At 68.3% G+C, this 24331-nt stretch carries 23 protein-coding genes and 1 pseudogene; 8 read left to right on the forward strand and 16 right to left on the reverse strand.

Annotated features, from left to right (window positions below; translation table 11 throughout):
- Positions 1–157 precede the first annotated feature (157 nt).
- The 3 genes from ABTV10_RS23710 (at position 158) to ABTV10_RS23720 (ending at position 4180) form a co-directional block, all read left to right on the forward strand.
- Positions 158–2119 carry an acyl-CoA dehydrogenase family protein gene (locus ABTV10_RS23710; RefSeq protein WP_499031080.1) on the forward strand — a complete coding sequence of 654 codons (1962 nt, stop codon included), beginning with the start codon at positions 158–160 and terminating at the stop codon, positions 2117–2119.
- 33 nt (positions 2120–2152) lie between these two features.
- Positions 2153–3700 (forward strand): bifunctional 3'-5' exonuclease/DNA polymerase, encoded by a 1548-nt coding sequence (locus ABTV10_RS23715; protein ID WP_499031083.1) that lies wholly within the window; start codon positions 2153–2155, stop codon positions 3698–3700.
- A 267-nt stretch (positions 3701–3967) separates the two neighbouring features.
- Positions 3968–4180 (forward strand): hypothetical protein, encoded by a 213-nt coding sequence (locus ABTV10_RS23720; RefSeq protein ID WP_499031085.1) that lies wholly within the window; start codon positions 3968–3970, stop codon positions 4178–4180.
- Positions 4181–4195: 15 nt separating this feature from the next.
- Here ABTV10_RS23720 and ABTV10_RS23725 read toward each other — a convergent pair whose 3' ends face one another.
- From ABTV10_RS23725 to ABTV10_RS23735, 3 genes are all read right to left on the reverse strand, one after another.
- Positions 4196–4948 carry an ANTAR domain-containing protein gene (locus ABTV10_RS23725; protein WP_499031088.1) on the reverse strand — a complete coding sequence of 251 codons (753 nt, stop codon included), beginning with the start codon at positions 4946–4948 and terminating at the stop codon, positions 4196–4198.
- Between the two features lie 84 nt (positions 4949–5032).
- A complete protein-coding gene (locus ABTV10_RS23730) occupies positions 5033–6346 on the reverse strand; it encodes a hemolysin family protein (protein ID WP_499031090.1) in 1314 nt (437 codons plus the stop codon).
- Positions 6347–6458: 112 nt separating this feature from the next.
- Positions 6459–7685, reverse strand: a complete 1227-nt coding sequence (locus tag ABTV10_RS23735; RefSeq protein ID WP_499031092.1) for an erythromycin esterase family protein — start codon at positions 7683–7685, stop codon at positions 6459–6461.
- 76 nt (positions 7686–7761) lie between these two features.
- On the opposite strand from ABTV10_RS23735, the gene ABTV10_RS23740 reads away from it, so the two are divergent.
- From ABTV10_RS23740 to ABTV10_RS23750, 3 genes are all read left to right on the forward strand, one after another.
- On the forward strand, positions 7762–8493 hold the full coding sequence (locus ABTV10_RS23740; protein WP_499031094.1) for a MerR family transcriptional regulator: 732 nt from the start codon (positions 7762–7764) through the stop codon (positions 8491–8493).
- 103 nt (positions 8494–8596) lie between these two features.
- The gene (locus tag ABTV10_RS23745; RefSeq protein WP_499031096.1) at positions 8597–10825 is read left to right on the forward strand and encodes an MMPL family transporter; all 2229 of its coding nucleotides are present in this window, start codon (positions 8597–8599) and stop codon (positions 10823–10825) included.
- 139 nt (positions 10826–10964) lie between these two features.
- Entirely contained in the window at positions 10965–12479 is a 1515-nt protein-coding gene (locus tag ABTV10_RS23750; protein ID WP_499031098.1) for a catalase, read from the forward strand.
- Positions 12480–12483: 4 nt separating this feature from the next.
- On the opposite strand, the gene ABTV10_RS23755 is transcribed toward ABTV10_RS23750, so the two are convergent.
- The 7 genes from ABTV10_RS23755 to ABTV10_RS23785 are packed head-to-tail and all read right to left on the reverse strand — an operon-like array spanning position 12484 to position 16634.
- On the reverse strand, positions 12484–13350 hold the full coding sequence (locus tag ABTV10_RS23755; protein ID WP_499031100.1) for a DNA-3-methyladenine glycosylase family protein: 867 nt from the start codon (positions 13348–13350) through the stop codon (positions 12484–12486).
- Positions 13347–14012 (reverse strand): alpha-ketoglutarate-dependent dioxygenase AlkB family protein, encoded by a 666-nt coding sequence (locus ABTV10_RS23760; protein WP_499031103.1) that lies wholly within the window; start codon positions 14010–14012, stop codon positions 13347–13349. The genes ABTV10_RS23755 and ABTV10_RS23760 overlap by 4 nt, the downstream gene beginning before the upstream one ends.
- Positions 14013–14294 (reverse strand): metal-binding protein, encoded by a 282-nt coding sequence (locus ABTV10_RS23765; RefSeq protein WP_499031105.1) that lies wholly within the window; start codon positions 14292–14294, stop codon positions 14013–14015.
- Positions 14284–14952 (reverse strand): 2OG-Fe(II) oxygenase, encoded by a 669-nt coding sequence (locus tag ABTV10_RS23770; RefSeq protein ID WP_499035234.1) that lies wholly within the window; start codon positions 14950–14952, stop codon positions 14284–14286. The genes ABTV10_RS23765 and ABTV10_RS23770 overlap by 11 nt, the downstream gene beginning before the upstream one ends.
- Before the next feature lie 41 nt (positions 14953–14993).
- Positions 14994–15581 (reverse strand): methylated-DNA--[protein]-cysteine S-methyltransferase, encoded by a 588-nt coding sequence (locus tag ABTV10_RS23775; protein ID WP_499031108.1) that lies wholly within the window; start codon positions 15579–15581, stop codon positions 14994–14996.
- Positions 15578–16084 carry an RNA polymerase sigma factor gene (locus ABTV10_RS23780; RefSeq protein ID WP_499031110.1) on the reverse strand — a complete coding sequence of 169 codons (507 nt, stop codon included), beginning with the start codon at positions 16082–16084 and terminating at the stop codon, positions 15578–15580. Before ABTV10_RS23780 ends, ABTV10_RS23775 begins: the two co-directional genes overlap by 4 nt.
- 46 nt (positions 16085–16130) lie before the next feature.
- Positions 16131–16634 carry a methylated-DNA--[protein]-cysteine S-methyltransferase gene (locus ABTV10_RS23785; RefSeq protein WP_499031111.1) on the reverse strand — a complete coding sequence of 168 codons (504 nt, stop codon included), beginning with the start codon at positions 16632–16634 and terminating at the stop codon, positions 16131–16133.
- A 126-nt stretch (positions 16635–16760) separates the two neighbouring features.
- Between ABTV10_RS23785 and ABTV10_RS23790 the strand changes: the two genes are divergently transcribed.
- Entirely contained in the window at positions 16761–17264 is a 504-nt protein-coding gene (locus ABTV10_RS23790) for an SRPBCC family protein (RefSeq protein ID WP_499031114.1), read from the forward strand.
- A 1431-nt stretch (positions 17265–18695) separates the two neighbouring features.
- On the forward strand, positions 18696–19037 hold the full coding sequence (locus tag ABTV10_RS23795; RefSeq protein ID WP_499035235.1) for an Lsr2 dimerization domain-containing protein: 342 nt from the start codon (positions 18696–18698) through the stop codon (positions 19035–19037).
- Between the two features lie 144 nt (positions 19038–19181).
- Here ABTV10_RS23795 and ABTV10_RS23800 read toward each other — a convergent pair whose 3' ends face one another.
- From ABTV10_RS23800 to ABTV10_RS23825, 6 genes and pseudogenes are all read right to left on the reverse strand, one after another.
- A complete protein-coding gene (locus tag ABTV10_RS23800; protein WP_499031115.1) occupies positions 19182–19598 on the reverse strand; it encodes a polysaccharide deacetylase family protein in 417 nt (138 codons plus the stop codon).
- Positions 19599–19611: 13 nt separating this feature from the next.
- A pseudogene (locus ABTV10_RS23805) lies at positions 19612–19995 on the reverse strand (polysaccharide deacetylase family protein); the annotation flags it as partial.
- Positions 19996–20057: 62 nt separating this feature from the next.
- Positions 20058–20624, reverse strand: coding sequence for an Lrp/AsnC family transcriptional regulator (locus tag ABTV10_RS23810; RefSeq protein ID WP_499031116.1), 567 nt, complete (start codon positions 20622–20624; stop codon positions 20058–20060).
- A complete protein-coding gene (locus tag ABTV10_RS23815; protein WP_499031118.1) occupies positions 20585–21436 on the reverse strand; it encodes a universal stress protein in 852 nt (283 codons plus the stop codon). The genes ABTV10_RS23810 and ABTV10_RS23815 overlap by 40 nt, the downstream gene beginning before the upstream one ends.
- A gap of 114 nt (positions 21437–21550) precedes the next feature.
- Complete coding sequence (locus tag ABTV10_RS23820; protein ID WP_499031120.1) at positions 21551–23008, reverse strand: wax ester/triacylglycerol synthase domain-containing protein; 1458 nt, start codon at positions 23006–23008, stop codon at positions 21551–21553.
- A 448-nt stretch (positions 23009–23456) separates the two neighbouring features.
- A complete protein-coding gene (locus ABTV10_RS23825; protein ID WP_499031123.1) occupies positions 23457–23654 on the reverse strand; it encodes a hypothetical protein in 198 nt (65 codons plus the stop codon).
- Positions 23655–24331: the final 677 nt, after the last annotated feature.

Genomic DNA, 24331 nt, shown 5'->3' on the forward strand with positions numbered 1-24331 from the left:
CGGACTGGCGCATCGTGTACGCCGGGGCCTTGCCGAGCTGACCATCGTTACCGCCGCATCGATTCTGGCACGGGTTCCGCAAACCCGAATCGAGGAGAATACTCGCCAGTAGCTTTGTCGATAGGTTCTCCGATCGCTCTCTTCGAGGAGGCGGATCATGGTTGCACCGACCGAGGTGACGGAAGAACAGGCGCGGGCGGTCGCCGAGGAAGCCCGTGAGGAGGGCTGGGAGAAGCCCTCCTTCGCCAAGGAGCTGTTCCTCGGCCGGTTCCGGCTCGATCTGGTACATCCCTTCCCCCGACCCACGCCCGCCGAGGAGGCGCGGACCGAGGCGTTCCTCGCCGAGCTGGAGGAGTACTGCCGCGGCCTCGACGGGTCGGTGATCGAGCGGGACTCCCGCATTCCCGACGAGTACGTCGCGGGTCTGGCCGAACTGGGTTGCTTCGGCCTCAAGGTACCCACCGCGTACGGCGGCCTCGGCCTGTCCCAGGTCGCCTACAACCGCGCCCTGATGGTGGCGTCCTCCGTGCACCCGAGCATCGCCGCGCTGCTGTCCGCGCACCAGTCCATCGGCGTGCCAGAACCGCTGAAGTTGGCCGGTACCCCCGAGCAGAAGGCGGCCTTCCTGCCGCGCTGCGCGAAGGGCGCCGTCTCGGCCTTCCTGCTGACCGAACCCGACGTGGGCTCGGATCCGGCCCGGATGGCGTCGACCGCCATCCCGATCGACGGCGGCGCCGCCTACCAGCTGGACGGCGTCAAGCTGTGGACCACCAACGGCGTGGTGGCGGAGCTGCTCGTGGTGATGGCACGCGTGCCGCGCAGCGAGGGGCACCGCGGCGGGATCAGCGCGTTCGTGGTCGAGGCCGACTCGCCCGGCATCACCGTCGAACAACGCAACGCCTTCATGGGGCTGCGGGGAATCGAGAACGGCGTCACGCGGATGCACCAGGTGCGGGTCCCGGCCGAGAACCTCATCGGGCGCGAAGGCGACGGCCTCAAGATCGCGTTGACCACGCTGAACACCGGCAGGCTGGCGCTGCCCGCGATGTGTACAGCGGCCGGTAAGTGGTCGCTCAAGATCGCCCGCGAGTGGTCCGCCGAACGGGTCCAGTGGGGTCGGCCGGTCGGCGAGCACGGCGCGGTCGCGGCCAAGATCTCGTTCATCGCCGCCACCACCTTCGCGCTGGAGTCCGTGCTGGAACTGTCCGGCCAGATGGCCGACGAGGGCCGCAACGACATCCGCATCGAGGCGGCGCTGGCCAAGCTGTGGGCCAGCGAGATGGCCTGCCGGATCGCCGACGACCTCGTCCAGATCCGCGGCGGGCGCGGCTACGAGACGGCCGCGTCGCTGGCCGCCCGCGGTGAACGCGCGGTGCCGGCCGAACAGCTGATGCGCGACCTGCGCATCAACCGGATCTTCGAGGGGTCGAGCGAGATCATGCGCCTGCTCATCGCCCGCGAAGCCGTCGACGCGCACCTGTCCGCCGCCGGCGACCTCGCCGATCCCAAGGCCGACTTTCAGCACAAGGCCAAAGCTGCGCTCGGGGCCAGCGGCTTCTATGCCAAGTGGCTGCCGCACCTGGTTTCCGGCAAGGGACAGCTCCCCAACTCCTACAGCGAGTTCGGTTCGCTGGCAACACATCTGAGGTTCGTCGAGCGCAGCGCCCGCAAGCTCGCGCGCTCCACGTTCTACGGCATGGCGCGCTGGCAGGCCGGCATGGAGAAGCACCAGTCCTTCCTCGGTCGCATCGTCGACATCGGCGCCGAACTGTTCGCCATGTCGGCGTCCTGCGTGCGCGCCGAGATGGAACGCACCGACGATCCCGTGCGGGGCGCGACCGCCACCGATCTGGCCGATGCCTTCTGCCGCCAGTCCCGGCTGCGCATCGACCGACTGTTCGCCGCGTTGTGGGACAACACCGACGCGACCGACCATCGGATCGCGGGCAACGTCCTGGGCGGCGAGTACACCTGGCTGGAGACCGGGGTGCTCGACCAGACCGAGGGCACCGGCCCGTGGATCGCGTCGTGGACGCCGGGCCCCTCCTCCATGGCGAACGTGGCCCGGCGCTACCCGCCTGGAACACCGGACGACGCGGCGGAGAAGCCCACCGCGTAGCCGGTGTCGGTGCCGTCGCGCACACTGGTCGCCGTGAGAACGGTGCTGGTACCCGACAGCGACGGTGCCACGCTGATCCGGACCGACGAGTCCGGCACGGTGCTCGGTGCGTCCCGACGCGTGTCCGACGTCGCCGCCGCGGTCCGCGAGATCGAGGCCGCCGAGCGTCCCCGCTGGGTGTTCGAGGACACCGCGCGGGTCTGTCCGCCGCTGCTGTCGGCGGGCGTCCGGGTGGCGCGCTGTCACGATCTGCGGCTCACCGGCGCGCTGCTCGACATGCGGGCCGGTCGGTTCACCGTCGCCCCGGACGTCCCCGTCGACGACCGGCCCGGGCTGTTCGACGCGGTGCCGTCGACCCCGCCCGAGGTCGTCGTCGAGCGGCACCGGCGCCAGCAGGCCGCGGTGGCCGACGATCCGCGGCTGCGCCTGCTGGTGGCCGCGGAGTCGGCGGGCGGGCTCGCGGCGGCGGAGATGAGCCACGACGGGTTGCCGTTCTCGACCGCCGCGCATCGCGCGCTGCTCGAGCGCGCGCTCGGTCCGCGCACCCCCGACCACGTGCCGCCGGCCCGGCTGCGCGAGGTGGCCGACGAGGTGGGGGCGGCGTTCGGGCGGCCGGTCAATCCGGCGTCGCAGCCGGAGGTGGTGGCGGCGTTCGCCCGCGAGGGCATCGAACTGGGCTCCACCCGCAAGTACCTGTTGCGCGAGATCGACCACCCGGCGGTCGAGCCGCTGTTGCGCTACCGCGACCTGGCGAAGCTGCACAGCACCAACGGCTGGGCGTGGCTGGACGCGTGGGTACGCGGGGACCGGTTCCGCCCGGTGTACGTACCCGGCGGTGTGGTGTCGGGGCGGTGGGCCAGCCGCGGCGGCGGCGCACTGCAGATCCCGAAGGCGTTGCGGTCGAGCGTGATCGCCGATCCCGGGCACACGTTAGTGATCGCCGACGCCGGCCAGCTCGAGCCGCGGATCCTCGCGGCGATGTCCGCGGATCCGCGCATGATGACGGCGGCGGGCGCCGACGACCTCTATTCCCCGGTCGCGGCGGAGGCGTTCGGTGGTGACCGCGCGCAGGCCAAGGTCGCGATCCTCGGGGTCCTCTACGGCGCCACCGCCGGTGACGCCCGCGCACTACTGACCATGCTGCGCAAGCGTTTTCCGGTGGCCGTGCAGTTCGTCGAGGACGCGGCCCGGGCCGGCGAGCGCGGCGAGGTGGTGCACTCGTGGCTCGGCCGCGCCTGCCCACCGCCGTCGGACTCGTGGTGGTCGAACGGGGACGCGCACGCCCGCGGTCGGTTCACCCGCAACTTCGTCGTGCAGGCGACGGCGTCCGAGTGGGCGCTGTGCCTGCTCGCGGATCTGCGCCGACGGCTGACCGATTCGCCCGACGACGGCGAACTGGTCTTCTTCCAGCACGACGAGGTGGTGGTGCACACCCGCCGCCCCGACGCCGCGGCCGCGCACGTCCTCGCGGCCGCCGCGGCCGCGACGCGCCTGCTCTTCGGCGATACGCCCGTACGGTTTCCGATGGAGGTAGAGATTCGGGACTGTTACGCGGAACCGACCCCGTCGAACGTCGGGTAACGATTCGACATCTGGGCATTGCACACCGTGTCGTTCGACCGTTACCTTGGGACGCAAGGTTGGGCAGTCAGCCGGCGTCGGGGGAACACGTACCGCCGCACTGGCCACCGCTTCGTGTTCCCCTCCACTCAGTTTCATCGTGAGGGCACCCATGACTCATCGTTCTGTTCCTCGTTTCCGGATCGATCACGACCGTGCGCGCGATCGTGACGTCCTGTCCGAGCTGTCCCTGCCGCGGGAATGGCGCCGTCTCCAGGAGGTGACCCGATGATCATTTCGCCGCCGCAAACACCATCGGCCGACATTCACGAAACGACGCCGCAGCCTACCCGTGAGCGGTGGTCCACGGCCCGCGTCGCCGGTCTCTCCGCCGCTTCCGTCACGGCGGCGACGCTGCTGCTCGGCGGCTCGGTCTTTCTCGCCGCTCTGGCCGCCGCGCTGATCCTGATCAGCGTGGTGCTCGCCGGCCTCCTCATCTGAGGTGCGGCGCCGCCGCTAGGACCGATCCGTCTTGTCGATCTTGCCGAGTAGCTGCTGCGCGACGTCACGAAGCTTGGTGTTGTGCTGTTGCGAGGTCCGGACCATCAGGTCGAAGGCGGCCTTGGGGCCGACCCCGTGCAACGCCATCACGGCACCGATCGCATGGTCGATCGACGCCCGCGAACGCAAGGCGTCCTGCAATTGCCGCACGGACCGGCGGGCCTCGTCGTACCGGTGTGCCTGGTAGAGGGCCACCATCGCAGCGGTCGTGAACGCCTCGAGCAGCGACTCGTCCAGTTCACGGAATCCGTCGTCGTCGGGGCTGTACAGGTTGAACGAGCCGCTGACGCGATCGTCGAGCGTCAACGGGGATGCGATGAAACTGCCGACCCCGTGGCTTTCGGCGACGTCGGCGAGTTCGGGCCATCGGCGACGAACCTCCGCACGATCGATGTTCTGGGAGACCTTCTCGCGCGCGGACCGCAGACACGGACCGTCGTCCAGCGCGTACTGCGTGCTGTCGATCTCGCGAACGCGGACGTCCGTGGCCGCCGCTGTCTCGGCCTTGTTGTCCCGGAGAATCGTGACCCCACCCATCTCGGCGCCCGGCACGATCCGGACGGCACTCTCGACGAGCGACGCCAACACCCGTTCCAGTTCGTCGACGTCCTCCAGCAAGCCGGACAGCTCGTGGAGCGAGAGCGTGATCTCGTCGACGCTGTCCTTCAACTCCGACTGTTCGTCCGAAGCTGCCCGCTCGTCATCCATCCCGCATCACCTGGATCTGCTGCCTCGACCCGGAACTAGACCCGCGATTCGATTCTATGCCCGCCTGCCGTCCGATCGTTCGGATCACCGCGACTGGTTCTCGGCGGGCGGCCGCTGCCCCGAGAGCCGCAGCGCGGCGATCCGGCGACCGTCCAGCTCCGTGACCGTCAACCGGTACCCGTCGACGTCGACACGGTCTCCCAGCCGCGGCAGCCGCTGCAGGCGGTGCAGCACGTAGCCCGCGACGGTCTCGTACGGACCCACGGGAACCGTTGCGCCGGTTTCCTTCTCGAAATCCTCGACCAGGAGCAACCCGTCGATCTCCCGGCCCCCGTCGCCGGCGACGACGGACCCGGACGACGGTAGCGGGTCGAACTCGTCACGGATCTCACCGACGACTTCCTCGACGATGTCCTCGAGGGTCGCGATGCCGGCCGTGCCCCCGTACTCGTCGACCACGAGGAGGATCTGTTCGTTGCCGCGGCGCATCAACGACAAAGCGGCCAGCGCGGGCTTGGATCCGGGCAACTGCAGGATCGGTCGACACAGCTGACCGACGGTGGGCGTCCGGTCGAGATCCGCGAGCAGCAGATCCCGAACGTGAACGAACCCGACGATGTCGTCGAGCGAGGTACCCACGACCGGGTACCGGCTGTGGCCCAGGGCCAGGGCCTCGCCGCGCGCCCGACGAACCGGGATGTCCGCGCTCAGGAAGTCCACCTCGGTGCGCGGGCGCATCACCTCGGTCAGGCTCCGCTGCCCCACGTCGAACACCTCGGAGAGCACGCGACGTTCCTCGTCCGCGATGCCACCGTGACCGAGGACCAGTTCACGGAGTTCCCCGGGCGTGATCTCCTCGCTCTTGCGGGTCGGATCCCCACCGAGAATGCGAACGAGCACGTTGGTCGAGACCGACAGGAACCAGATCACCGGACGGACGAGGCTCGCGAACCGGTCCAGCGGCGGCGCCGTGACCAATGCGACGCCGGTGGCGTTCTGCAACGCAATGCGTTTCGGCACGAGCTCCCCGAGCACCAACGACAGGTACGAGATCACCAGTGTCGTGCCGATCAGCGCCACGCCGTCCGCCGCAGCGACGGACAGCCCCCAATCCTCCAGCGTCGGGGCGAAACTCGGGGCGAGCGTGGACGCGCCGAACGCGGCGGAGAAGAAGCCGGCCACGGTGACGCCGATCTGGACCGAGGAGAGGAACCGGTTCGGGTTCCGGGCCAGGCCGGCCGCTCGCCCTCCCCGGTGGCTGCGCTGTTCGAGGGCGCGGATCTGGCCCTCGCGCAGTGACACGAGCGCGATCTCGGTCGCAGCGAACACGCCGCCCACCACGATGAACATCAGGACGAGAACGGCGTCGAGCACCGTGCCGCCGTTCACGGCCGACACCGTCGATCGGTTGGTCGGTGGCGGTGCATGGTCCTTTCACCTCGCCGGGGCGCAGCCGCGCCCACACCCCGAGACTATCCCCCACTCGGCGGCTCGACCGACCCTCGAGTGGCTACCAGTACCGGTGCTGCCGTCCGTCGGTATCGGTGATGAACACGACCGCGTCGGCACCGTCCAGCTCCGCCGGGTTCAGTGGGATGTGGCCGCGGACCATCGGTTCGCCGGTGCCGGTCGACGGGGGCAGTGCGGCGCGCAGGGCCTGCGTCGGGAACAGTGCGCGGCGGCTGGTCGCCGCGGCGAGCGCGCCCTGCAGGGTGTCCGGATCGCGGTGGAGGCTCGCGTCGGTGGCCACGAACACGTAGCGCTCACCGAGGGTGAGTTCGGCGAGTGCGCCTGCGCTGCACCAGTTCACGTCGTCGCCCCCGACCGACATGCGGGACCCCGAACGCTGCAGGTGCACGTTGTGCGCGAACACCAGGCTCGGCCCGCGGCGCTGCTCCTGGGCGACGATCGCGAGCAGGTTCTCGGCCATCATCTCGGCGCGGAGGCTGAGCAGGGTCCCGATGCGATCGGGCGTGGAACTGGCCATGGCCGCGTGATAACGCAGTAGGCCCTGCGCGGTGCGCGCGTGTGCGACGGCGTGGTCGTAGCCGGCCGGGTCCGCGGCGCGCAGGCCGGGTGCCGCCCGGTGCAGGGCGCTGGCGAGATCGTCCGCGACGATGCGCAGCGCGCGAGCGCGCTCGGAGTCGCCGACGGACGCTGCCGGGTCGAACATGGCCGCCTCGTTGGTCCAGGCCCGGTCCTCGCGGTCGTCGCCGAGCAGCGCGTCGAGGTCACGGACCGACTCGGGCCGCAGCGCCTCGGGCAGGTAGTCGGCGACCGCGGACAGTGCCCGCCGCGGGCTCGGGGCACCGGCGAACTCCAACGGCGCGTCGAAGCCGTGGAAGCGGACCTGATCCTGCGGCGCGCGTCCGGCGTTGTGCGCGCGGAGCCATTCGACGAGTTCCCGGTTGCCCGGCACGGCGCCGAACCCGTGACTGAATCCGGTCGCGAGCACCGTGTCGATCTCTGTCGCCGCCCCGGCGACGTAGTCGTCGACCACGGACGCGGCGAAGACATCGGTCTCCAACACGATGGACCGGTACCCCCGCTCGACGAGGTGACCGAGGAGGTCGTTGCGCAGCAACGGGAAAGCCTCCACCCCGTGTGTCGGCTCGCCGAGGGCGAGCAGGGCCGGCGGCTCGGTCCGTGCGGCGAGCAGTTCGTCGACGGCACGGCCCAGGCTCGCCGGGTCGTCGAGTGGGCGGCCGATGGCGCGTAGCGATGTGGCAGTGGACATGAACACCCCTTCCGAAAGGAACTGCCCTCGACGCTATCGTTGAAGATTCGAGTGAAACTTTTCCGATTTCCACCTGGTGTCCCTTGCTCGAAGCCTCAATCGGAGGTTCAACCTGCGCCCCATCGACCTGGCCCGGGAACACGGATTGTCCGCGCAGGCGATCCGCAACTACGACGATGCCGGAATCCTCCCGCCCACCGCACGGAGCGATGCCGGGTACCGGCTCTACACACCCCTGCACGCGCAGGCCCTGCGCGCCTTTCTCGCATTGCGCGGCGGCCACGGGCACCAGCCGGCGACGGAGATCATGCGCGCGACCAACCGGGGCGACACCGAGTCCGCCTACCGGCTGATCGACGCCGCGCACGTCGCGCTGCTCGCCGAACGCAACACCCGCACCGAGGTCGCCGCCGCCCTGGGCGCCCTGTCCGCCGGCGCTGTCGCCCCGGTCCACGGTCCACCGCTGACCGTGGGTGAACTCGCGCGCCGGCTCGGCGTGCACCCTGCCACGCTGCGCACCTGGGAGACCGAGGGCATCCTGCGCCCCGAACGCGACCGGGCAACGGGCTACCGCGAATACGGGCCGGACTGCGTGCGCGACGCCGAGATCGCCCGGCAACTCCGCCGCGGCGGGTACCGGCTGCGTCAGGTGGCGCAGTTCGTCGAGTCGCTCCGCGAGGCCGGCGGGGCGGACGCGTTGGGCGCCTTCCTGGACTCCTGGCAGAACCGGCTGACTGCGCGCAGCCGCCACCTTCTCGCCGGCGCGGCCCAACTCGACGCGTACCTGGCCCTGCGCGAGCAGACGTAGCGCGGGTGCGGGGTCGGCGCTGATCGCCTTACCCGCGCGGCGCTCCCGTGCTGTACTGGTCTGCATTGGTTGCCGACCACGACGTCGTACGAGGAGCACCAATATGACACGAGTGGAGTCCACCGGCGGGACCCCGCCGGGCACCGCCGCCCACGCCCGCCGCGGCTGGCCGGTGTTCACCGTCGTCGCGCTCGCGGTCGTCGCGTTCTTGCTCGGGGGACTCGGTGGTTCGTTCCAGAGCAAGCTCACCGACATCCAGAAGAACGACAATGCCTCCTATCTGTCGTCGTCGGCGGAGTCGACGATCGTCGCGAACGAAACCGCGAAGTTCGTGAACCTGGAGACGATTCCGGGCGCCGTCGTGTTCCACCGCGACGGCGGTCTGACGGACGCGGACAAGGCGGCGATCGACCGCGCGCGCATCGCGATGGCGTCGGTCCCGGGCGTCGACGCGTCCGGTGTCGTCCCCACCCAGTACTCGACCGATGGCACCACCGCGTCGGTGTTCGTGCCGTTGATCGCCAAGGAGAACGGGACCGCCGTCACCGGCCCGGAGCTCGCGGCCGCCGAACAGAACGTTCTCGACGCCGCGAACAACGCGGTGAGCCCCGATCTCCAGGTGCTGCCGGCGGGTCCGGGTGGCCTACTGGCCGCGTTCATCGACGCCTTCGAAGGACTCGACACCACCCTGATCGCGGTCGCCCTGCTCGTCGTGGTCCTGATCCTGCTGGTGGTGTACCGGTCGCCGGTGCTGTGGTTCTTCCCGCTGTTCTCGGCGCTGCTGGCGCTGGGCCTGTCGTCGATGATCATCTACCTGCTCGCCGACCACGAGATCCTCACGCTCACCGGGCAGAGTCAGGGCATCCTGTTCGTCCTGGTGATCGGCGCCGGCACCGACTACGCGCTGCTGCTGATCTCCCGGTACCGCGAGGAACTGCACTTCCACGACAACCGCTTCGACGCGATGATCAAGGCCTGGAAGGAGTCCGCGCCCGCCATCACCGCGTCCGCGGTGACCGTCGTCCTCGGTCTGCTGTGCCTGGGCTTCTCCGAATTGAACTCGAACAAGAGCCTCGGCCCGGTCGCGGCGATCGGAATCGCGTGCACGTACCTGGTGATGATGACGTTCCTGCCCGTAGCGCTGTCGGCGGTCGGCCGCTGGGTGTTCTGGCCCCGCAAGCCCCAGGTCGACGGTGCGACAGACATTGCGACACACGGGCTGTGGGGACGGATCGCCGACGTCGTCGGGCGGCGCGACCGTCCCGCGTGGATCGGGGCCACCGCCCTGCTGGTGGTGCTGTTCGCGGTCGGCATCGGCAGCCTGCAGACCGGCGGGCTGACCGCGACCCAAAACTTCACCAACGAACCCGACGCGATCCGCGGCCAGGCGCTGTACGACGCCAACTTCGACCAGGGTGCCGGGGCACCGGCGGTGATCACCGCGAACGCGTCGAGCGTCGACGCGGTCGTCAAGGCGGCGAGCAGCGTCGACGGGGTGCGCCAAGGCCCGGGGTCGGTGTGCGTCCAGGTCGACATCGCGAAGGTCAAGGCGTTGCTGCAGAGCTCCGGCGGCGCCGCTCCGCAGCAGCTGCCGCCGGGCTGCCCGCCGGCGCTGCTGAACGTGGCACCGATCGACGGGCGGACGGTGATCAATGCGGCACTTGCCGATTCGTACGATTCGCCCGAGGCGCTGCAGACCGTGGAGCGCCTGCGGGACACGCTGCATGCGCTGCCGGGCGCCGACGCACAGGTGGGCGGCAGTTCGGCCGCGACGCTCGATCTGCGCACCGCGGCGGTGCACGACCGGAACCTGATCATCCCGATCGTCCTCGTCGTGATCTTCGTGGTGCTCGCCGTGTTGCTGCGGGCGTTGCTGACGCCGCTGATCCTGATCGCGACGGTGGTGCTGAGCTTCGCCGCGACGCTCGGGGTGTGCGGATTCTTCTTCACCCACGTCTTCCACTTCGCGGGTGCGGACCAGGCGTTCCCGTTGTACGCGTTCGTGTTCCTGGTGGCGCTGGGCATCGACTACAACATCTTCCTCATGACCCGGGTGCGCGAGGAGACGTTGACGCACGGCACCCGCGCCGGAGTGCTCCGCGGGCTCGCCGTCACCGGCGGGGTGATCACCTCGGCGGGCGTGGTGCTGGCCGGCACGTTCGCGGTGCTGGGCGTGCTGCCGCTGGTGTTCCTGGCGGAGGTGGGCTTCGCGGTGGCGTTCGGCGTGCTGCTCGACACCATCGTCGTCCGCAGCGTCCTGGTGCCGGCGCTCTCGCACGACATCGGCAAGACGATCTGGTGGCCGTCGAGGCTGGCGAAGGCGCGGGACTGAGCGACCGGTTCCGGCGTCGCGCATCGGTTGACGGATCGGCCGGGAAGTGGTCGGCTGGTAAGTGATGGATGGCGCGCTCGGTACGCGCCGCCTCGTTGTCTCTACCGCACGGACACGTGACTCGTAGGGAAGGAAAGAGATGTCGAACTACACCACCGACGACTCCGGAATTCCGGTACCTAGCGACCAACATTCGCTGACCGTCGGACCCGACGGGCCGATCCTGCTCCAGGACTACTACCTGATCGAGAAGATGGCCCAGTTCAACCGCGAACGTGTGCCGGAGCGGCAACCGCACGCCAAGGGCGGCGGCGCGTTCGGCACCTTCGAGGTGACGAACGACGTGAGCGCCTACACCAAGGCCGACCTGTTCCAGCCCGGCAAGAAGACGGAGATGCTGGCCCGCTTCTCGACGGTCGCCGGCGAGCGGGGCAGCCCGGACACGTGGCGCGATCCGCGCGGATTCGCCCTGAAGTTCTACACCGAGCAGGGCAACTTCGACATGGTCGCGAACAACACCCCCATCTTCTTCGTCCGCGACCCGATGAAGTTCCAGGACTTCATCCGATCGCAGAAGCGGCGGGCCGACAACAACCTCCGCGACCACGACATGCAGTGGGACTTCTGGACGCTCTCCCCCGAGTCCGCACACCAGGTGACGTGGCTGATGGGCGATCGCGGCATCCCCCGCACGTGGCGGCACATGAACGGCTACTCGAGCCACACCTACATGTGGGTCAACGCGCAGGGCGAACGGTTCTGGGTGAAGTACCACTTCAAGACCGACCAGGGCATCGAGTTCTTCACCCAGGACGAGGGCGACCAGATGGCCGCCATCGACACCGACTATCACATGCGGGATCTGTGGGAACACATCGACGGCGGCGACTACCCCACGTGGACGTTGAAGATGCAGATCATGCCGTACGAGGAGGCGAAGACCTACCGGTTCAATCCGTTCGACCTCACCAAGGTGTGGCCGCACGGCGACTATCCGCTCATCGATGTGGGCACGATGAAGCTCGACCGGAACCCGGCCGACTACCACTGCGAGATCGAGCAGGCCGCGTTCGAACCGAGCAGCTCCGTCCCGGGCACCGGGCCGAGCCCGGACAAGATGCTGCTGGGCCGGTGGTTCTCGTATCCGGACGCGCACCGGTACCGAATCGGCTCCAATTACAAGGAGCTGCCGGTCAATTCGCCACATGCGGCGCCGCTGGGGTCGTACACCAAGGACGGGCAGCTGCGACACCACAATCCCGGGGACCCGGTGTACGTGCCGAATTCGAAGGGCGGCCCGCACGCCGATGTGTCGGTCTCCGGCGAATCTCCCGGTTGGTACACCGACGGCGAGATGGTGCACCAGGCGTACACGCTCCGCAAGGACGACGACGACTGGGGGCAGGCCGGGACGATGGTGCGCAAGGTGCTCGACGACGCGGCCCGCGCGCGGCTGGTGTCCAATATCGTCGGGCATCTGCTCAACGGGGTGAGCGAGCCGGTTCTGCTGCGCGCGTTCGACTATTGGCGCAACGTCGACAAGGATCTGGGCGACCGCGTCGAGCAGGGGGTGCGGGCCAAGCAGGGCGAGAAGGACCCGAAGGCCGCGGGCCAGGCGAACCCGGCGCGGGAGTCCGCGCAGGCGAAGGCGTGACCCCTCAGAGGAAGGCCTGACTCGTCCACAGGTGGAACAGGGCGTAGGCCCGCCACGGCCGCCACGGCTCCGATGCCGTGGCGGCCTCGCGTGGCGTCTTCACACCGAGCGCGCGGCGCAGGACGAGGTCGCCGGACGGGTAGGCGTCGCGGTCGCCGAGCACCCGCACCGACAGGTAGTCGACGGTCCACGGCCCGATGCCGGGCAGGGCGAGCAGCCGGGCCCGGAACTCGGCCGGGTCGGCGTCCGGCCCCAGGCACAGTCCGTCTGCCGCGGCGGCGGCGAGCGCCTGGACGGTGCGGGCGCGGGCGCCGGTGAGGCCGACGGCCTTCTGGACGACGAGCGGGTCGAGACCGGCCAGTTGCTCGGGTTCGGGGAAGCTCACGAACCCGTCGAATTCGGTGGGGGTGCCGAAGGCCGTCACGAAGCGTGACCCGAATGTTCTTGCCGCCGAGAGCGACACCTGCTGGCCGAGAACCGTGAGCACCGCCGTCTCGAAGCCGTCCACCGAGCCGAGGACTCGCAGTCCCGGCCGCGCGGCGACGTGATCGGCGAGCGCCGGATGCGTAGAGAGCGCCGCGTCGATGGCCTGCGGGTCTGCGTCGAGGTCGAGCCAGCGGCGCACCACCGTTTCGACGTGCGGGACGTCGTCCGGGTGCGACACGCGGACGGTCGCCGCCACGTGATCGGTGCCGTCGAACCGCACGCTCACCACCGCCGGCCCGTGCGGGGCCGGAACGACGCGGGTGTGGGTGCCGGTGTCCGGGTCGTGGTGTTCGAGCCCGTCGACGGCGTGCGCGGCGAGGGCGCCGAGCATCGGGGCGGTGGTGAACGGTGGGCGGAACGACAGGTCGAGGGCTACATCGGTCATCGTTCGTCCTCCAGTCCGGTGACGCGCAGGGTGATGTTGAGCCGACCGCTCGTCAGCCCGCATTCCGGGTCGGCGGTGCCCGGAAACACCTTGGGCACACCGTGGTACGCGAAGCGGGACGGTCCGCCGAAGACGAACAGGTCCCCCGACTCGAGGTCCACGTCGGTGTACGGCTTGCCGCGGGTGCCGGGGTTCCCGAAGCGGAACGTGCACGTGTCGCCGATGCTCAGCGACACCACCGGCGCATCCGATCGCTCCTCCTGGTCGCGGTGCATGCCCATGCGGGCGGTGTCGTCGTAGAAGTTGATCAGCGCGGCGTCGGGGTCGTAGGCCGCCGCGGCCTGCGGGTCGTCGTAGGCGTCGGCGACGGCGCGTTTCCCCAACTGCGCCAACCACTCCGGCACCGGCAGCGCCCGTCCGCCGCCGGCGTCGTCGGCGATGCGGCTGTAGCGGTACGGTTGCCAGTGCCATCCCAGGCACACGGTCCGCACCGACATGGCGTGCCCGGTGGGCAGGCGGGCGGCCCGCATCGGCACCGGTCCGCGCGCCCACTCGCGGCACGCCTCCACCAGTCGGCGCTGCGCGTCCAGATCGAGCCAGTCGGGGACCAGCACGGCACCGGGGGCGACGGTGCGGCGGGGCCGGGGAATGAGCGCCGACATCTACCGAGTTCCCTTCCGGTTGTGGGCCTTCCAGGCGTCGTATTTGTCGCGCAGGCACACCGCGCACGGCCGGTAGCCGGCGGCGATCGCGGTGTCCTCGTCGGCGAAGAAGACGCGCTGGGTGACGTACCCGCCGCGGGCGATGGCGCGGGCGGCGCCCGGGCAGTCGAGTGTGCCGTAGATGCGATCGCGGCGATGGCCGCCGAGTGTGCCGGGAGTGCCACTCTCGTACGGCTTCCCGTCTCGGCCGATCAGCGTGTACATGCCCGGCTCACTCCGCATCGTGCAGCACCAGGCCGAGGGTGCGCCGGGTGCCGCGGCGCACCGTGCTGACGCCGTGCCGCATCGGGGCGGCGGACCACCCGCGCACCGACTGCACCGGGCGGTCGCTGGTGGTGAACACGAAGGCGTGTCCCTGCCGCAGCACGGTCGCGGTGCCGCGGGACTGCGCGCGGGCGCGTTGCTCGACGAGCAGGAATTCGCCGCCGTCGTGGTCGACGCCGGGTTCGTCGAGCCCGATGACCACCTGCAGCGGAAACACCAACTCGCCGTACAGGTCCCGGTGCAGGGCGTTCCAGTCGCCGGGTCCGTACCGGAGGATCAGCGGGGTGGGCCGCACCTGCCCGGCGGCGTGGCACATGGCGAGCCACTCGTCGAGGGTGTCAGGCCACGGCGCCGGCCGGCCGAGCCGCCACGCCCACTCGCGTGCCACCGGCAGCAGTTTCACGTAGAACCGGGCCCGCAGCTCGGCGATCGGCGCCGGCAGCGGGTAGTCGAAATACCGGTACTGACCGGAGCCGTACCGGTGTCGTGCCATGTCGACCGTGGACCGGAACAGGCCCGCGTCGTCGTAGAGGTCGGCGAGCGCCCGGCACTCGTCGGGCGCGAGCACCGGACGCGCGCTCTGGGCGCCGCCGAACCTGTCGAGTTCGTCGAGCATCGTGGTCCAGTCGAGCGCATCGACCCGGTCGGTCAGGGATGTCACGCCGCCTCCAGGGTCAGGAGCGCGCGCTTGGTGTCGGCGCCGCCCGCGTACTGGCCCATGCTGCCGTCGCTGCGCACCACCCGGTGGCACGGCACGAACAGCGGCAGCGGGTTGGTGGCGCAGGCGGTGCCGACGGCGCGCACCGCGCGGGGGCTGCCGGCGGCCTCGGCCACCTGCGCGTAGCTGGCGGTGGTGCCGTAGGCGATGTCGGGCAGCCGGGTGAGCACGGTGCGCCGGAACCCGCTCGACAGCCGCAGGTCGAGGGGGACGTCGAAGCGGGTGCGCCGGTGCGCGAAGTACTCGTCGAGCTGGCGGGCGGCGGCGTCGAGCCGGGCCGGGGCCTCGAGGATGCGGGGGCTGACCTGCTCGGCCAGCATCGCCAGCACGGCGTCGTGGTCCTCGCGCGGGTAGGCCACCCGGACGAGTCCGGTGTCGGTGGCGGCGAGCAGCAGCCGTCCGACGGGGGTGTCGACGGACCGGTAGGCGATGTCGAGCAGCCCGTCGCGGTCGGCGGCCGCGGTCAGGCGGGCATGCAGGCGGCTCAGGTCCGAGGGATCCACGGTCGGGGTGGGGATGACGCTCATCGGATGGCTCCTTCCTGTGCGAATGGTGCGGTGTCGGCCGGGTAGGTGCGGCGGAGCCGGGCGATGCCGTCGGCGCCGGCGCGGCGGGCCGCGGCGGTGCTGTTGCCGAGGATCGCGGCGACCTCCGCGTACGGCAGTCCGGCCAGGTGGTGGTAGACGACGGCGGCCCGCTGCGTGAACGGCAGGTCGGCGAGCGCGTCCCACAGTTCGTGGTTCCACGTGCCGGGCAGATCCCGCGGCGATGCCCGATCGGGCAGGTCGTCGGTCGGGACGGGGGTCCGCTGCCGCACCCGGTGCACGTCGACGGCCTTGCGGTGCGCGATGGTCACCAGCCACGCCTCGACGTTGGCGTCCGGCGTCAGGTCGGGGTACGCCCGCAGCGCCGCCAGGAACGTCTCGGACCAGGCGTCGTCGGCGTCGACGGGACCGAGCAGCGCGCGGCACACCCGCAGCACCACCGGCCCGTGCTCGGTGACGATCTTCTCGAACGGTTTCAGTCCCACACCGGGTAGACGCTCCGCGGCACCGGAACGTGAGGTTCGATCTGCGTCAGAACAGTCCATCCTGGATTCCCACGGACGCGGGGCGTTCCAGATCCAGCAGGAACCGCTTCTTCTCGAGCCCGCCCGCGTAGCCGGTGAGCGAGCCGTCGCTGCCGATGACCCGGTGGCACGGGACGATGATGCCGACCGGATTCCGCCCGTTCGCCGCGGCCACCGCGCGGATCGCGGCCGGGTTGCCGAGGTGCTCGGCGAGCTGCAGGTACGTCCAGGTCTCGCCGTACGGGATGGTCCGCAGCGCCGCCCACACCCGCTGCTGGAACTCGGTGCCCCGCGGCGCGAGCGGCACCGTGAACTCGGTGCGCTCGCCGGCGAAGTACTCGGCGAGTTGCGCGGTCACGTCGTCGAATCCCTCGTCGACGCGGGGGCCGAACCGGGTGCTGTCGGGCAGGTGCCGCTGCGCGTGCATGTAGAGCCCGCACAGGCCGTCCGGGGTGCGGACCAGGGTCAGCGGCCCGACGGGCGAATCGACGACGGTGTGTTCGGCATCCACGACTCCGATCCTCCCAGCAACCCCCGACAAGCCGCGACATCCAGGATTCGGCCTCGTCCGACGCCGCGGGGAGCACAGACTGGACGGGGGCGAGTTTCGGAGAACGCGAGGGAAGGGGCGAACCCGATGGATCCGCAACCCCGAGGCACGCTCGACCGCGCGGCGGACGGCGTCGACCTCCACGTCACCCGCACGTTCGACGCCCCCATCGCCGATGTTTGGGCGTCGATTACCGAATCGGACCGCACCGCAGGATGGTTCGGCCCCTGGGAGGGAGAGCCGGGTGCGGGCAACACGATCCGCGTGCAGTTGGCGTTCGAGGAGGACAAACCGTGGAGCGAGATGCGCATCGACGCCTGCGATCCGCCGCGGCGCCTCGCGCTGTCCGTGACCGATCCGGGTGGGTCGTGGCGGCTGTCCGCCGATCTGCGTGCGGTGGGCGGAACCACTGAGCTGACGCTCACCCATCTCGGCATCCCGGTCGACACGGTCAGCGAGGTGGGCCCCGGGTGGGAGTACTACCTGGACATGCTGGTCGCGGCGCGGCAGGGCGGGACGCTCCCCGAGTTCGGCGACTACTTCCCCGCCCAGAGCGGGTACTACCGGGGACTGGCCGCGGCACTGGGGTAGTTCTCTTTGGGGGATCACAAGGTGTGGTGCGACGTTGTACCTAGTACACCAGCGGGGTTATCCGACAGTTCTCAGGGCGTGTGGGGCTGTGGCTCGTGTCGACCGACGACGGCCAACGAAGCCATCAGCGCCTATCAACGAACAGGGCGGATTCGTCGACTGCGGGTCATCCTCCAGCGCATGCGCACGATGAGTCTGGCAGGACCCGGGCAGCTGATGCGCGGACTTCCCGACGATTTCGCCCTGTTCCCCGGGGATGTCCGGGACGACGCCGTGCACCCCGTGTGCGCCCCAAGCTGGTAGCTGTCGACGACTTGCTTTGCGAACTCTGCAAGGATGACTCTTTGCACGGATACGACACACAGATGACGCCGACCGTGGGGTTCTTGATCCGGTACGGCCGACGAGTGGCTGACACTTACATGCAGCGTGTACGCGTAAACCTGAACTAACGTCCGAATATTCGTCTTCTATTTCGATTGAATTGTACCTCAGTACAAAATAGTCGCCTGCGCAAGGCGAGTGTTGATGTAACTTCCATTTACTCACATCTGCGGGTTTGGGGAATTTTCTCCAAACCCGCACGAGAACCCGTTACAGGCCCTTAATGTCTGATCTCGATCCGAGGAGTGTCGCCGAGTTCGCCTCTCGAATCGACGCAGAACCAGGGGTGCGAAACCGGGAAAAACCCCGAACCCGCACACGTCTGGCATGGCACTTCAACTTCACGAAGTAAGGAACAGTCAATGCTAGGTGAGTTCGTCAGAGCGATGATGGCGCTCGTCACCGGGATAGCCCCCGCACTGGGTGGTTCGCTCGATGGCCTGAATGCGATGTCGATGAACAGTTACTCGAGTGGGGAGTAGGGCACATGGGATCCGTAGCCGAAGCAACGGCGTCACTTGGACAGACCGTGGAACAGATGCTGCCGATGCTGTTCGCCGCATTGGTTGCAATTCCACTTCAATTGTCCTTCGGCTTTCCACTCTGAAAAAGAACTGAGGCAGAGAAGTGTCACTTCAAGCATTCAGCAGCGACCTGGTGTCGGTGATCCTGAAAACCTGGATGGCGGCGAGCGGGCCGATCACCACTTTCTCGATCGCCCTGTCCTAGAAAGGAGAAATAACAATGTCATCAAATTTCTGGACGGGACTGGTCCATCTCGCGGACGGACTCATCCTCATGACGCTGTTCGGACTAGACACCGCCTCCTCACAAGGCGCTGGTTGGTCGAGTCTCGCGTCTGCCAGCGGAGCCTGACTCCGCACAGTCGGACCTGAGCACGTGCTGCCAGTTGATCGACCGGCTAACGCCGACGAGTCGAGTGGGCTGGTGGCCGAGAACAGAAGAACAAGGTTGGGGCTGACACGGCTGCCGTGTCAGCCCCAACCGCGTTCAGCAAGGGGGACGGCAGTGGTTTTCAAAGTGATCGTGGAGACGTTCGATGATCTCGACGGGAAGAAGATCGATTTCAGAGGAGAAACGATCGAGTTCTCCCTCAATAGGATCGAGTATGCGATCGACCTGCGCGACGGGAACGCGACGCAGCTGCGCGGTCTGGTGGGCGGCTACATTCGGCACGCCCGCCGCGTCGGCGGCCACAAGCGGTGGGCCGCAATTGGGCCTACAACCAGTACCGGACTAGACGAGGTCCGGGCGCGCGCACGAGTCCTACCTCTCGGATCTGCTGCGCAGCCGCGAACAACTGCGCAACGTCTTCGATGCGGCCGTGCGCCAAGTCCTCAGGACCATGGTGATCGCCATGAACTTTGACAGTTCGCGCCTCCCGGCATACGAACCACTCGAAATGCCGACGGCCGCCAGAGACCTCCTCGCCTGGACATGAGGCCGTTCCACCACATCTGTGGTGATTTGCTACTGTCGCGACGAGAGCCACTGAGCTGCAATCACTATGCATCAGATCGAATACTCCTCGCGCTCCCCCGGAGAAGCGAGCGGCGGCGTGACGGGCCGGCGGAGAAACACGTCGTCGAGCGTGACCATCGACAGGTTCCGATCACGGATGATGTCGACGAGCTGACCGTAGACGTGGGTGACCGGCGGGTGGTTGGCGTGTCCGATCACGATCGCCTGAGCGACGAAGTACTTGCGCGCGCACTCGAGCAGGTACTGCTCGGTGATCACCCCCGAATCCGACAGCGAACCCGCCCACAGAACCGGCACGGTGTAGCCGTGGTCGGCCGCGATCTTGTCGACCGCGGGGTTCCGGTACCCGTACGGCGGCCGGTAATAGGGGGTGCCGTCGACGCCGAAGGTGTTGCGCAGGAACGTCTTGGTGCTGTCGAACTGGGATGCGGCGGCGCCGGCCGACAACTTCGTCAGGGTCGGGGTGGTCCCAGGTGTGGTTGCCGAGTTGGATCTGGCCGCTGTCGACGAGCGGGCGCAGCGCGTCCTTGTGCATTGTCCACGAGTCGTAGACGGCGGTGACGAAGAAGGTGAACCGCGCGCCGGTGTCCTTTGCGAACTGAAGGTAGGCGGCGACGACGTCGGGGTCGGTGCCGTCGTCGACCGTGAGCGCGAGGTTGTTGCCCGGACCGGGAATGGCGGTGACGGGGCCCGGCGGGACGGGGACGCGCGCCGACGGCGGTGGCGGGCCGGGCAGCAAAGGTGTCGGTGGGGGCGCGGGCTCGGCTGGTGGTGCGGATTGGGAAGCGGCTGATCCCGCGACGGTGCAACCCGCCGTCAGCGATACGGCGCCCGCCGCCAACATCGCCAGGAACGTTCGTCTGTCCACGCGGCGAAGTGTAGGGTCCGGCTGCCGGCGCTGCTCGGTCACGTGCCACGCCTGCGTGAATTGTCGTGATCTTGTGGGCGAACAGTTTTCGCGATCAGCGGCAGTGTCCGGAATGCGACGATTTCGGACAGCACCACCACCGACACCGACCGCGCGACCGTCGCCGAGTGGTGCAGTTCGATCAGCAGCGCCTGCAGGTCGTCGTGCGACGCCGCCGCGACCCGGCACAGGACGTCGCCGACGCCGGTGGTCGCCCACGCCTGCACCACCTCGGGGTACTCCTCGAGTTCCTTCGTCAGCTGCCCCAGCGAGCCCTGCGCGATCTCCAGCGTGACGAACGCCTGGACGGGGTATCCGGCTGCGCGCAAGTCGATTTCGGGTCCGTATCCGGTGACGACGCCGGCCTCCTCGAGGCGACGCAGCCGGGCCTGCACGGTGGCCCGGGCGACGCCGGCCCGACGCGACAGCTCGAGCATCCCGATCCGCGGTTCGGCGCGCAGCCGCGCGATGAGGTCGACGTCGAGTGCGTCGAGTCGGTGCCCACCGCGGTCCATGATGCTGCCGGTCAGGGGGCGACGCGGGAGCGGGCGATGATCACCGGGCATTGGGCGTGGTAGAGCAGCGACTGGCTGGTGGACCCGAGGACGGCGGCCTCGAACCCGCCGCGGCCGCGGGTGCCGACGACGATCGAGCGTGCGGTGGCGCTGAGCGCCACCAGGTGCTTGGTGGGTCCGGCCTCAGCGATAACGGTCTCGACGCTCACGGACGGGAACTTCGCCCCCCATGTCGCGACCAGTCGGTCGATCCGGCCGCGGGCCTCCTCGTCGGCCTCCTTGCTGCCCCGGCGGCGGCGGGCGTGGATGGCCATCATCTCGGCGTGCCGGATCGACGCCTCCTGCATCGCGGTTCCGATGACGATGTCGGCGCTGTCGGAGTGGTCGACGCCGGCGATGATCGCGCCGGAGGTGGGCGGTGTGGGGCTGCCGTCGGCGCCGCGGATCACGGCCACCGTGCACTTGGCGTGGTGCGCGAGCGACAGCGCTGTGGAGCCGAGAACCATGCGGGCGAAAAATCCGGTGCCGACCGATCCGAGGACCAGCAGGCTGGCGTGTTCGGACAGGTCGACGAACGCCCTGTTGACGCGGCCGCGGAGGAGTTCGACCTCGACGTCGACGGTGTAGTCCTCGACGGTGGCCGCCTCCCGGCCCGCTTTCAGCGAACTACGCCCGAACGCCTCCTCTTCTTCGAGGTCGTCGGCGACGAACGGGAAGTCGTTCTCGGTGTCGATGACGTGCACCAGTTTGAGTGGCACCTTGCGGGCGTGTGCCTCGACGGCGGCCCACCGGACCGCGTGCAGTGCGGCGTCGGATCCGTCGACGCCCACGATCACCGGCCTGGTCTCGTTCGCTGGTGACATCGTCCACTCCGATCGCCTGGTGTGGTGCTGCACGTTCGGTTTCAGACTAGCGGCGAAGGCCCTCGGGTGACGTGAGCTTGAACAGGCAGGTTGTGCCGCCCGCGGCGGATCCGGTCAGGAGGCGATCTCGTCGGACGGGGTCCGTTTCGCCGCGCCGGCCGCGGCATCCTCGAGTTCGGCGAGACTCGCGCGGATCAGGTCGAGGTAGTGGTCCAGGTCGGGCATCGTGGCGACGTCGGCAACGACGGTGAGCATGAGGTTGCCGCCGGCTGCGGTGACGACGAAGTGGCGCAGGCCGTCTCCGTCCACCGGTGGTTGCGCACCGAGCACCGCCACACCGGGCGCCCCGTTCAGGGTCAGACCCTCGACCGAGAAGGGCATGTTGCTGGCCATCGTGTGCTGGTAGCGGGGGCGGCCGAGGTCGTGGGTGTTCTTCTTGCGCGAGTACGCGATCAGCCTCAGTAGGGGTGGCGGCGCGGTCTCGACCGCGGCGGCGAGGCGACGCACCGAGAGATGCGCGGTGCGGGTCTTCTCCGACTTCGACGACTCGACGATCCGCGCCACCCGTTCGAGCGGATCCGCGATGTCGGTGTGCATGTCGACGCCCATGACTGCCAAGCGGTTTGCCGACTCCCACGCCTCCATCTTGCGCATGGATCGCGGGACCATGGCAACGAGGGAACCCTTGTGCGGTTCATCCTTCTCGGCGAGGTACCGCGCGAGGGCGCCTCCGACGACTGCCAGCAGGACATCGTTGACCGTTGCACCCGGTACTGCTTCTTTGATTCGTCGAATCTGGCTCGCATGCAGCGTTATCGGCGCTATCGAGCCGGACCCGCTGACCTTGCCGTTGAAGCGAATGGCGGGCTGCTCGCGGAGATGCTCCCATTCGCCGACTGTCTCTGCCTCGGTCACTGCCCGGCCGGCGGCACGGTTGACGGGGACGTCCTTGGCAAACCGGAGCAACTGTCGGGGGAGATCCAACACCGCCTTCACGAACATCCGCCCGCGCAGGAACGGCACCGCGCGCTCGTTGTCCACGGGCCGGACATTCTCGGAGAAGATGTTGTCGCCCAGTTCCAGGACAGCCATACCGTCGCCCGCGCTGTGGTGTGCTTTGAGTACCACAGCAGTGAGTCGGCCGGGCAGATCGTCGATTCCCCGCACACCGGTGAGGAAGTGAAGTTCCCACGGCGGGCGGGACAGGTCCATCCGTGTCGTCAACAACCCGTCGAGCCGATTTTGCAGTGGGGCCCAGCCGGATTCGGTGATCTCGGTGACCCGCACGTGGTCATGAACATCGAGATCCGGGGCAGGCGCCCAGTACGGATGTTCGAGGCCCAGTGGAACGCGTCGGATCGTGTGCGTGAACATGCGGTGGTGGCCGAGCCGCGCGATGACCCATTCGATCGCCTGTTCCTGCGAGAACTCGGCCTCAGGGTGCTCCACGGTGTCGAAGAGATACACGGCGAGGAGATGGCCCAGGTGTCCGTCGGACTCGTTGTAGACGAAGTCGGCGTCACGTGGGTTCAAGTGGCCGATCGCTGGGGCGAGCCACTCGGACAATTTCATGGGCACTCCTCGCGCGGTGGTTTCCGGGGGCAGATTCGGGATTTCCGGAATTCCAGGCGACCACGTTCAGATAGCACGTGAAACCCGAGCTATCCCGAGACTGGTGCTCGCCTCGAGATAACTCGGTTCCACAAGTGGGGCGGCATTCCGTTATCCCGCTCCGCACCCGGCAGTGGAGTCGCCGACCCACTCCACCTGGAATGATCATTTGGTGGGTGGGTCCTTCAGGATCTTACTTCCCGTGTGCGTGAGACCGAGGATCGTTCCTAGCGAACCCATCATGCTTTCGAAGTACCGCTGCAGCATCGCGGATACCCTCCTTTAGTTCCGAGGACTGACGGACAGCGCGTTCAGGTACTGGGCGAACGTGGCCACCAGATCGACAGATCCGAACTTCACGATGTCGGAGCTGTAGGTGACAGACAGATCGAACATGTTCTTTTCCTCCCTATGACAGGCCGCCGACTGAGCCAAGGACCGCCTGGATGCTGCCGTTCGTAGCCGCCGAACCAGCGGGCCAGACTGCGATGGCATCACCAACGACCTTGAAGACGGCATTGGCCACGCCGTTCAAAAGGCCCAGCGGTTCAATCAGCGATCCGACATCAACGCTTGTGATGAGGTCGATGAGACTTCCGGTATCCACTATCTTTCACTCTCCTTACGGTTGTCGACGGACTAATTAGGCCGGAGGGGGGAACCAGTCGAAGTCGACCGACGATTTCAACGACCCAAACATTACGAACCCGATGATGTCCCTTACGAGTTCCGCCTGGAGCACCTCGGCGAGCGATCCCAGTTTCATCATTTACTCCTGTCGTCAGAGAATCTCGGAAGCAAACTGCGGTCGCCGTCAGCTGAGGCCGACGACATCGGCCAGCGAACCCGTGACGCCATTGACGCCAGGCATCAACGACCCGGACCACACATTGGTCAGTAGCCCATCAAGCAACACCTTTGTCGCGTTCAAGAACGACACACTCATACGAAATCCCACCCTCTCATCAGTGTTGGAACCACCAATTCGACATCGGCACAGCCTCGCATCCGCATTCCACAGAACGATGTCAGGCAGCGCGCAGAACGCTCCAACAATCCCCACGCCGAGGCCCCCGATTGCCCCATCCTGACACCCTTTGCGGCCGTGATGGCAATGAATCTAACCCACACAGGTCCATTTTGTGCAGCTTTTCACTGAGGATCATCGAGATACTATGAATGTTGTCCATTTTGTCCAGGACCGACAGCCGAGCAGGCCCGCTACCTGGCGGTTTCAGCGAACCTCGCCCCATGGAGACCATCGCAACACAACTCCTTCGAGCC

It is taken from the genome of Paraburkholderia sp. RHO2, assembly GCF_050955445.1.
Lineage (GTDB): Bacteria > Actinomycetota > Actinomycetes > Mycobacteriales > Mycobacteriaceae > Prescottella > Prescottella agglutinans_A.

What these genes read in the sequence shown, in the direction of transcription:
- ABTV10_RS23810 (WP_499031116.1), bottom strand. Translation starts at nt 20,624, where the DNA reads ATGCCCGGTGATCATCGCCCGCTCCCGCGTCGCCCCCTGACCGGCAGC.
- ABTV10_RS23790 (WP_499031114.1), top strand. Translation starts at nt 16,761, where the DNA reads ATGGATCCGCAACCCCGAGGCACGCTCGACCGCGCGGCGGACGGCGTC.
- ABTV10_RS23770 (WP_499035234.1), bottom strand. Translation starts at nt 14,952, where the DNA reads ATGCTCGACGAACTCGACAGGTTCGGCGGCGCCCAGAGCGCGCGTCCG.
- ABTV10_RS23775 (WP_499031108.1), bottom strand. Translation starts at nt 15,581, where the DNA reads ATGAGCGTCATCCCCACCCCGACCGTGGATCCCTCGGACCTGAGCCGC.
- ABTV10_RS23725 (WP_499031088.1), bottom strand. Translation starts at nt 4,948, where the DNA reads ATGGATGACGAGCGGGCAGCTTCGGACGAACAGTCGGAGTTGAAGGAC.
- ABTV10_RS23710 (WP_499031080.1), top strand. Translation starts at nt 158, where the DNA reads ATGGTTGCACCGACCGAGGTGACGGAAGAACAGGCGCGGGCGGTCGCC.
- ABTV10_RS23735 (WP_499031092.1), bottom strand. Translation starts at nt 7,685, where the DNA reads ATGTCCACTGCCACATCGCTACGCGCCATCGGCCGCCCACTCGACGAC.
- ABTV10_RS23750 (WP_499031098.1), top strand. Translation starts at nt 10,965, where the DNA reads ATGTCGAACTACACCACCGACGACTCCGGAATTCCGGTACCTAGCGAC.
- ABTV10_RS23720 (WP_499031085.1), top strand. Translation starts at nt 3,968, where the DNA reads ATGATCATTTCGCCGCCGCAAACACCATCGGCCGACATTCACGAAACG.
- ABTV10_RS23765 (WP_499031105.1), bottom strand. Translation starts at nt 14,294, where the DNA reads ATGCGGAGTGAGCCGGGCATGTACACGCTGATCGGCCGAGACGGGAAG.
- ABTV10_RS23815 (WP_499031118.1), bottom strand. Translation starts at nt 21,436, where the DNA reads ATGTCACCAGCGAACGAGACCAGGCCGGTGATCGTGGGCGTCGACGGA.
- ABTV10_RS23820 (WP_499031120.1), bottom strand. Translation starts at nt 23,008, where the DNA reads ATGAAATTGTCCGAGTGGCTCGCCCCAGCGATCGGCCACTTGAACCCA.
- ABTV10_RS23760 (WP_499031103.1), bottom strand. Translation starts at nt 14,012, where the DNA reads ATGTCGGCGCTCATTCCCCGGCCCCGCCGCACCGTCGCCCCCGGTGCC.
- ABTV10_RS23755 (WP_499031100.1), bottom strand. Translation starts at nt 13,350, where the DNA reads ATGACCGATGTAGCCCTCGACCTGTCGTTCCGCCCACCGTTCACCACC.
- ABTV10_RS23745 (WP_499031096.1), top strand. Translation starts at nt 8,597, where the DNA reads ATGACACGAGTGGAGTCCACCGGCGGGACCCCGCCGGGCACCGCCGCC.